Consider the following 7,839-nt stretch of genomic DNA (forward strand, 5'->3'; position numbering starts at 1 on the left):
GGTGTCAGGGCGTTGCACGGATGCGCGGGAGGCGCATGACGGGCGCGCGCCTGGGCACCAGGTTTCGGGATGCAGGAGGGCCGGGGATGCCTGGGGAGGTTGAGCGGCCTCCTGCCCCAATACGACGATCCCCCCGCAGCGGCGCCTGGGAACCCTCGTGTTCAGGCGCGCAGCGACGAGGCCGCAGCCGACTCGAGCACGTAGCTGAGGTGTGGTCGGAGTGCCGTTCCAGTTGGTGGGACTCGCCATCTGCTGCCGTCGCTACTTTTGACGTCTGCCAGGTATCCGGTGCGCGGTGGGTGTGGTCAGGGAGTGAGATCCAAGACCCGGACCTGGCGGCTCTCCCACTGCTGGGGGACGGTGGTGGCGATGATGGCGCCGTCGGGCCGGTCAGGGGTGGGCTGGGCTGTGTACTGGGCGTGGGCTGCTGCCCACGTCTCTTCGCCTGCGACGGCCAGGGCGACCGACAGGTCGAGGTCGGGGACGGTGTGCCGGGCATCGCGACGAGGTGCTCGGCCGTCCCGGGGCGGGCCCGGTCGGCTTCGAACCAGCGCGCATACCGGGGCGTACAGGAACCAGTCCGGTTCGGCGTGCGCACGGTGGATCAGCCGGGAGGCCAGGAGGTTGCCCTGCCCGGCCGCAGCCATCGCCGTTTCGTCCAAAACGATGTGGATCGCCCCGCTCACCGGCCGGCTGCCCGTTCCAGACGACGGTCCAGCTCGGCGTCGAGGTCCCGCTACTCGGCCGCGCTGGGGGCGTAGCCGTTCCACTCCTGCGTAGAAGTTTCCAGTCGTCGGGGCCGCGTCGGCCACGCACTGCGGCGCGTACCTCGTCCGCGTGGAGGCACGCGGTGCAGGCCATGCCGGCCAGCGGGAGTACTTCGAGGAAGCTCTGGATGTGCTGTTCCAGCGGGCGCACTTCGCGCTTCTCCGTGGCGATCGACACGTCATACAGGACGGTCGCCCCATGGCGACGGCTGCTGTGCCCATGGCCGACAGGACCAAGGGGTTGATCTTGGCGAGCAGGCCCATGGCGACCGGGAGTCCGGCCTCGGCCATCATGAGCGCGTGCACGGCGGATTCCTTGACCCCTGTCGCGTGTTCGATGCGGGTGCGCCGGTGCATCCACCAGTCGGTGACCCCTGGAAGGACCCAGAGCGGCAGGACGCCGTAGAGGAGGAAACGGCGGTTGGCATCCTCGACGTCGGTCGAACCGGCCGGGACCGCCAGGTCGCGACCGCACCGCCAGTGCTGCCAACTGCGCACGACAGTGCCGAAGCGAGCCATCGACAAAGCCTTCTGAAGCAGTAAGAGGGGTGTGCGACGGACCGCAAGCCTGCGCCAGGCGTGCGGTCCGCGAGACGGGGCGAGGACGACGCGCGGTCTCAGGCGTGATCCGCGTCCTCTTGGGCCTCTTCGTTCGGCGTGAGAGCGTCTCCCGCCTCGCCAGCGCGCCGGTCGCTCTTTCCGGCTTCTGCACGGCCCACGTGATGCGTCTCTGCCTCTTCGAACTCCTTGAGAACCTCGCCGAGCGCCGTGTCCGGGCGCTGCTCGTCGTTGTGCTGGGCGGAATCTTGCTCGTGGCGTGCCATGACTCTCCTGATCAAGTGGGTTCAGCGTGCGTGGGCTTCGCGATCTTGGCTGTTCATCTACCCCGGGCGGGCTTGTCGAACAGAGCGATGTCAGCCGAGTTGGGGCAGCACCTTGGTGCGGTAGAAGTCGAAGAAGCCCTGCTGGTCCTTGCCGATCTGGTTGATGTAGACGGTGTCGAAGCCCGCGTCCACGTACTCCTTGACCGCCGCCACATGGGCGTCCGGATCCGGCCCGCACGTGACGTTCTCGCGTACCCGGTCGGGCGTGACGAGCTCCGACGCCTGCTCGAAGTGGCGCGGGGTGGGCAGGATTTGAGGCAGTTCCCCGGGCAGCTGCTCGTTGGCCCACAGCCGGTGCGCGGTGCGGACCGCCTCTTCCTCGTCGGCGCCCCAGCAGACCTTGAGCCCGGCGTACACCGGCTTGGTGCCCCCGCCGCTGCGCCGGAAGCGCTCGATGGACGCGGTGTCGGGCGACATGGTGATGAAGCCGTCCCCGATCCGCCCCGCCACCTCCGCGGCCAGCGGCCCGAAGGCGGAGACGTCGATGGGCACGGGCTCGTCCGGGACGGTGTAGAGACGCGCGTTCTCCACCGTGTAGTGCTTGCCGTGGTGGCTGACCTGCTCGCCGGTGAAGAGCTGGCGCATCACCCGGACGGCCTCCTCCAGCATCTCCAGGCGGACCGGGGCCTCCGGCCACGAGTCGCCCAGGATGTGCTCGTTGAGGGCCTCGCCGCTGCCGATGCCCAGTCGGAAGCGCCCGCCGAGCTGCACGGCACTGGTGGCCGCGGCCTGGGCGATCACGGCGGGGTGCGTCCGGATGATGGGGCAGGTCACCGCGGTCTCCACCGGGAGCGAGACCGCCTGGGACAGCGCGCCGATCACGGACCAGACGAACGGGGCCTGCCCCTGTTCGTCGTTCCACGGGTGGTAGTGGTCGGAGATCCACAGCGCCGAGAATCCGGCCTGTTCCGCCATCCTCGCCTGCTCCACCAGCTCGGCAGGGGTGTGCTCCTCACAGGAGAGGAAGTACCCGAACTCAGTCATCGATTCTCCTCACAGACAGCACGTCACATCCCCACCCGGGTGACCCCGGAGCTCCACCGGAAACCGAGAGGTGCCAAGCGTCCAACGCTCCTTGTCCAGTTCCGTCATTCGTCACCCTAGGCGCGGCTCGCGCCTACGGCATGTGAGCGGAGAGGTGTGCCCGCCCGGGCGGGCCCCGTGGCTGCTGGCTTCGGCCAGGACGGGGTCCCGCCGGGGGTGGCCACCTGGCCCGTCCAGCAAAATCGACGGCTATCTCCGCACCGTCGAACTGGAGCCCCCGAGCGTGCGGCGCTCGACCAGGGCGGCACGTGACGGCGGGGCGCCACCGCCGCGCGGGCCGCCCTACGCGAACGACAACCGGGACCGCCGAGGATGACGCTGATGTGGGGGCTCGGCTGCGCGCGTTCTCAGGGGCGCAGCAGGGTTTTGATCATGCCGTCCTGCTTGGCCTGGAAGGCCGCGTACGCCTGCGGAGCGTCCTCCAGCGGAAGATGGTGGGTGGCGAAGTTGTCCACGCCAAGAGGGTCCGCGTCGGTGAGCAGCGGCAGGATGTCCGGCACCCAGCGCCAGACGTTCGCCTGCCCCATGCGGAACTGGATCTGCTTGTCGAACATGCGCAGGAGAGGCATGGGGTCCAGGGCCCCGCCGTAGACACCGGAGATCGATATGGTGCCACCGCGTCGGACGAGGTCGATTGCCGCGTAGAGGGCGCTGAGACGGTCGAGGCCCGCCTTTTCCATGAACGGGCGCGCCAGTCCGTCGGGCAGCAGTGAGGTGGCCCACTGGGCGGCCTTGGTCATCGAGTTGCCGTGTGCCTCCATGCCGACCGCGTCGATCACCGCGTCGGTTCCGCGCCCGTGCGTCAGCTCGTGCACCGCTTCGAGGAGATCCTTCTCGTGACGGCGCAGGTCCAGGCAGGTCACGCCGTGGGCGGTAGCACGTTCGAGGCGCTCGTCCACGAGGTCCACGCCGATGACCAGCCCCGCGCCCCGGTGCTGGGCGATGCGCGTGGCCATGTCGCCGACCGGGCCGAGTCCGAGCACGGTGAGCGAGCCGCCAGGGGGAACGGAGGCGTATTCGACGGCCTGCCAGGCGGTCGGCAGGACATCGGAGAGATAGACGAAGCGGTCGTCGGCCGGCCCCTCGGGCACCTTGATCGGAAGGTGGTTGCCGAACGGCACCCGCAGGTACTCGGCCTGGCCGCCCGGCACCTGTCCGTAGAGCTTGGTGTAGCCGAAGAGGGAGGCTCCGGACCCGTACTCATGCACTTGCGTCGTCTCGCACTGCGAGTGGAGCCCCTGGCAACACATGAAACAGGTGCCGCACGAGAGGTTGAACGGGATGACGACACGGTCGCCGGCGGATACGGCACGCACCTGTGGGCCGACCTCTTCGACGACGCCCATGGCCTCGTGCCCCAGGATGTCACCGGGGTCGAGGAAGGGCCCGAGAACTTCGTACAGATGCAGGTCGGAGCCGCAGATGCCGGTGGAGGTGACCCGTACGACGACGTCGTCGGACTGTTCGATCCGGGGATCAGAAACCGTCTCAACCCGGACGTCCCGCCTGCCTTGCCACGTGAGAGCACGCATGCTGTGCACCTCTCGATCTCTCGATGGTTCGGGCCATGCGCGGTACGGGTAGCGGTTCGGACGCATCCGTAGCCTCGGCGGCGTACAGACCGGATGGGCTCGGTCCCCTACGACCTTCCGCCTACAGCCATCAAGCATCACCCGCAGCAGAGTGCCGCGCGATGTGGATCAAGCACTCACGGCATTCCGCACCCTGTGTTCGTCCGTCATGCCGAGCCAGATATAGCGGGCAGACACCGCGCTCGGGGGCATACCCGCACCGACGAATTCGTAGGCCGTCGTCTGGGCAGTACGGCAGCCGCACTGCCCTGTGCTTCGCCACCATCTAGTCCAGTCTGAGAGTCCGCCACACGCCGCGCTACTGCGCCTGGCAGTAGGCGCGGTTCCTGTCGGCACGGACGGGTATCGGGATGCAGGAGGTGGTGCACGTGACGGAATGGGGCCGGGATGAGACGGTCGAAGAGCGGGCCGACCGCAAGTGGGGTGATCTCCTCCAGGAACTGAGGGTTGCCCAGACCGGGGTGCAGATCCTCTTCGGCTTCCTGCTCGCGGTCGTGTTCCAGCAGCGGTTCACCGCCCTCGGCGACACCGACCGCGCCATCTACGTCATCACCGTGGTGCTGGGAGCAGCGACCACCGGAGCATTGGTCGGGCCGGTCTCCTTTCACCGGATGCTGGCGGGGCAGCGTCTGAAGCCGCAGACCGTCGTCTGGGCCTCGCGGCTCACCGTCATCGGTCTGGTGCTCTTGCTGTGCACAGTGGCGAGTTCCCTGCTGCTCGTCCTGCGCGTCGCGCTGCACAACGCGCTCGCGCCCTGGCTGGTGGCCGGCGTGGTCTGCTGGTTCATCGGCTGCTGGTTCGTGCTGCCCGCGCTCGCCCGCAGGCTGCACCATGACCGACCGCGGGAGGATTGAGGCCGCGAGACTATCCCCCGCTCGCGGTTCATCGCGCGCCTCGCGGCCTGCGGGCGCGTACACCGGCTGCGTCGTACACGGCGAACGGCACATCGGCGCCTCGCCGTTACTACATGCAGCCCGCTGACGAGCCAGACATTCTTGGATGCATTGACCGGGACGAGTTCGCGCTCGTGAAGCACCGGCAGGCAATGCATGCTCGGGGTGGGGTGCTTCTCCGGCTTCCCCCCATGGAGTTGGCGCATCCACAGGTGGCAGACGGGCGGGGTCAGTGCGTCTCTGGTGCGCCGAGGACGGTCTCCTGGGTGATGAAGTCGATCAGCGCCGGGATGCCTCCCTCTTCCACGATGTGGCGCTGTTGGTCGGCGCCTGTGCCCTCGCGCAGGAGGCGGTGCAGGAGGGGTTCGACGTGTCGCATGTCGCCGTGCTCCTCGAGGGCCGGGGTGATGTGCTCGACGAGCCGGTACAGCACATCACCCGCGGCGAGGGGACGGCCGCCCGGGTCCAGGAGGGTGGAGCTGAGGCCGTGACGGGCCGCGTGCCACATGCTGGCCTGTAGGAGTTCGGGTCGGCACACAGGTTCGGGGACGTCGTCCTTGTGTTCGCACAGTGCGGTGGCTGCCAGGGCTCGCACGATCCCGGCAAGCATGGCCGCGTCGTCGACCCGGAGTTGGACGTCCATGCAGCGCACTTCCACCGTGGGGTAGTGCTCGGACAGGCGTGCCTGCCAGTACAGCTGGCCCGTGTCGCCGATGACGGTGGATGCCACCAGTGCGTCGAGGCTCTCCTCGTAGTCGGCGAGGCCGTCGAAGCGCGGGGGCGGGCCGCAGACGGGCCAGCGGGTGAAGGCGAGGGTGCGCCAGCTCGCGAACAGCGTGTCCTGTCCCTTCCAGAAGGGGGAGTTCGCCGACGTCGCCAGCAGCGTGGGCAGCCACACCCGGATGCGGTTCAGGACCGCCACGCCCGTTTCCCGGTCCGGCATCCCGACATGCACATGCATCCCGTTGACCAGGAGTTCCTCCGCGATGCGGCCGCCCTGGTCGTGCAACCGCACGTAGCGGCGGCCGCTGGTGACCGGTACCTGCCCCTCGCCCATGACGGGAGCCGACGCGGTAGCGGCCAGCCGGCAGCCCGAGGCTTCGGCTGCCTCACTCAGAGCGTGGCGCAGCCGCAGCAGATGCCCGGCCACCTCGGTCAGCTCCTGGCACACCGGCGTGGCGGTCTCCACCTGGGCCTGCAGAAGCTCGGGCTGTACCTCGTCCTCGCCCGCGACATCGTCAAGACCTGCGGCGCGGCGCACCTCCTCCGACCGGGCAACCGGGTGTCCGGTCTCCGGGTCCAGCAGCAGGTACTCCTCTTCAACCCCAACAGTGATCACACAGAGTGGATACCCGGCGCCGCGCCCTCCTACCAGCAGAGAGCAGAGGCACGGACCAGCGTCGGGCATCCGATACAGGAAGTGGGCGCATGCTCAAGGCAGACCAGGGCATACGCCCACCCGGGCATTGATCAACAGGGGCTGGAGGGTGAGTCCGCGTGGCAGCAGGAGCGGTACTAGAGCAGCAGAATCTAATAGAAGGTGGCACTGCGGAGTCTGACGTGGCCGTCGCGACGTCGTGTGAGCTGCCGTGGGTGGAGGACGCGGGCAAGGTGGCTCCTCGGGATGCCCGCGCGCTGTCGAAGGTGTTCTTCGACCAGCTGCAGGTCCTGGAGGAGGGAACTCCTGAGTACCAGTACGCCCGTAACACGCTGATCGAAATGAACATGTCCCTGGTCCGCTTCGCGGCGAGCCGCTTCCGCAACCGTGGCAGCGGTGAGATGGAGGACGTGACTCAGGTCGGCATGATCGGTCTGATCAAGGCCATCGACCGGTTCGACCTCTCGCGCGAGGTCGAGTTCACCTCGTTCGCCGTCCCCTACATCGTGGGCGAGATCAAGCGGTTCTTCCGCGACACCACCTGGGCCGTCCACGTACCGCGCCGCCTACAGGAACTGCGCACCGAGATCGCCAAAGCCAAGGAACATCTCGCGCTCCAGCTGGACCGCGACCCGACGGTGAAGGAACTGGCCGCCCACCTCAAGCTGGACGAGGACGACGTCATCGACGGGATCGTCGCGGCCAACGGCTACACCGCCGGCTCCCTCGACATGCCCACCGACATGGAGGACGCGGGTCAGTCAGCGAGCACCAAGACACGGAGCGTGGCCGACTTCGTCGGCGGGGACGACCCCGGCATGGAACAGGTCGAGAACCTCCACGCCCTCGCTCCCCTGATGGATCAGCTCGACGAACGCGAACGCCTCATTGTCAGCATGCGCTTCGGACAAGAGCTCACCCAGGCGCAGATCGGCACCGAGATCGGCGTCTCCCAGATGCAGGTCTCCCGCCTCCTCAACAAGATCATCGCCAAGCTCCGCGCCGGCATGCTCGACGAAGCAGCCACCGCATAGAGGTCCGCTCGCTGCAGCGGCGAGCTCGAAGAACTGAGAAACGAAGCGTGGCCACCCCGGGGGTCCGGCTCCTTCGCACGCCGGTATGACCGGGGCAGGCTGCGGCCTCGATCTCAGCAGCTGGTCCGGCTCTATCCACGAACCCGCTCCGGCCCGCATCAACCCGGTTTCCCGGGGCACGCTGTCCGCCACGGTGTACGCACCGTGACGACTCGAATGGACGTCGGGTGGAAAGCGAGGAATGTTG

6 protein-coding genes and 1 pseudogene are annotated in these 7,839 nt (G+C 68.2%); 2 read left to right on the top strand and 5 right to left on the bottom strand.

Annotation, left to right across the window (positions count from 1 at the left end):
• Window positions 1–305: 305 nt before the first annotated feature.
• The 4 genes and pseudogenes from ACFYZA_RS39765 to ACFYZA_RS39780 all read right to left on the bottom strand — a co-directional run bounded on the left by ACFYZA_RS39765 (window position 306) and on the right by ACFYZA_RS39780 (window position 4,227).
• Window positions 306–686, bottom strand: a pseudogene (locus ACFYZA_RS39765) (hypothetical protein).
• Window positions 687–1,384: 698 nt separating this feature from the next.
• Entirely contained in the window at window positions 1,385–1,591 is a 207-nt protein-coding gene (locus ACFYZA_RS39770; protein WP_385022223.1) for a hypothetical protein, read from the bottom strand.
• Between the two features lie 90 nt (window positions 1,592–1,681).
• Window positions 1,682–2,635 carry an LLM class F420-dependent oxidoreductase gene (locus ACFYZA_RS39775; protein ID WP_388495084.1) on the bottom strand — a complete coding sequence of 318 codons (954 nt, stop codon included), beginning with the start codon at window positions 2,633–2,635 and terminating at the stop codon, window positions 1,682–1,684.
• Window positions 2,636–3,042: 407 nt separating this feature from the next.
• Complete coding sequence (locus tag ACFYZA_RS39780; protein WP_388495085.1) at window positions 3,043–4,227, bottom strand: alcohol dehydrogenase catalytic domain-containing protein; 1,185 nt, start codon at window positions 4,225–4,227, stop codon at window positions 3,043–3,045.
• A 428-nt stretch (window positions 4,228–4,655) separates the two neighbouring features.
• Between ACFYZA_RS39780 and ACFYZA_RS39785 the strand changes: the two genes are divergently transcribed.
• Entirely contained in the window at window positions 4,656–5,141 is a 486-nt protein-coding gene (locus ACFYZA_RS39785) for a DUF6328 family protein (protein ID WP_388495086.1), read from the top strand.
• 268 nt (window positions 5,142–5,409) lie between these two features.
• On the opposite strand, the gene ACFYZA_RS39790 is transcribed toward ACFYZA_RS39785, so the two are convergent.
• Entirely contained in the window at window positions 5,410–6,519 is a 1,110-nt protein-coding gene (locus ACFYZA_RS39790; protein ID WP_388495087.1) for a glutamate--cysteine ligase, read from the bottom strand.
• A 221-nt stretch (window positions 6,520–6,740) separates the two neighbouring features.
• Between ACFYZA_RS39790 and ACFYZA_RS39795 the strand changes: the two genes are divergently transcribed.
• On the top strand, window positions 6,741–7,592 hold the full coding sequence (locus tag ACFYZA_RS39795; protein WP_388495088.1) for a SigB/SigF/SigG family RNA polymerase sigma factor: 852 nt from the start codon (window positions 6,741–6,743) through the stop codon (window positions 7,590–7,592).
• The last annotated feature ends 247 nt before the right edge of the window (window positions 7,593–7,839 follow it).

The sequence above is a fragment of the Streptomyces sp. NPDC001828 genome (assembly GCF_042892175.1).
Classification (GTDB): Bacteria; Actinomycetota; Actinomycetes; order Streptomycetales; family Streptomycetaceae; genus Streptomyces.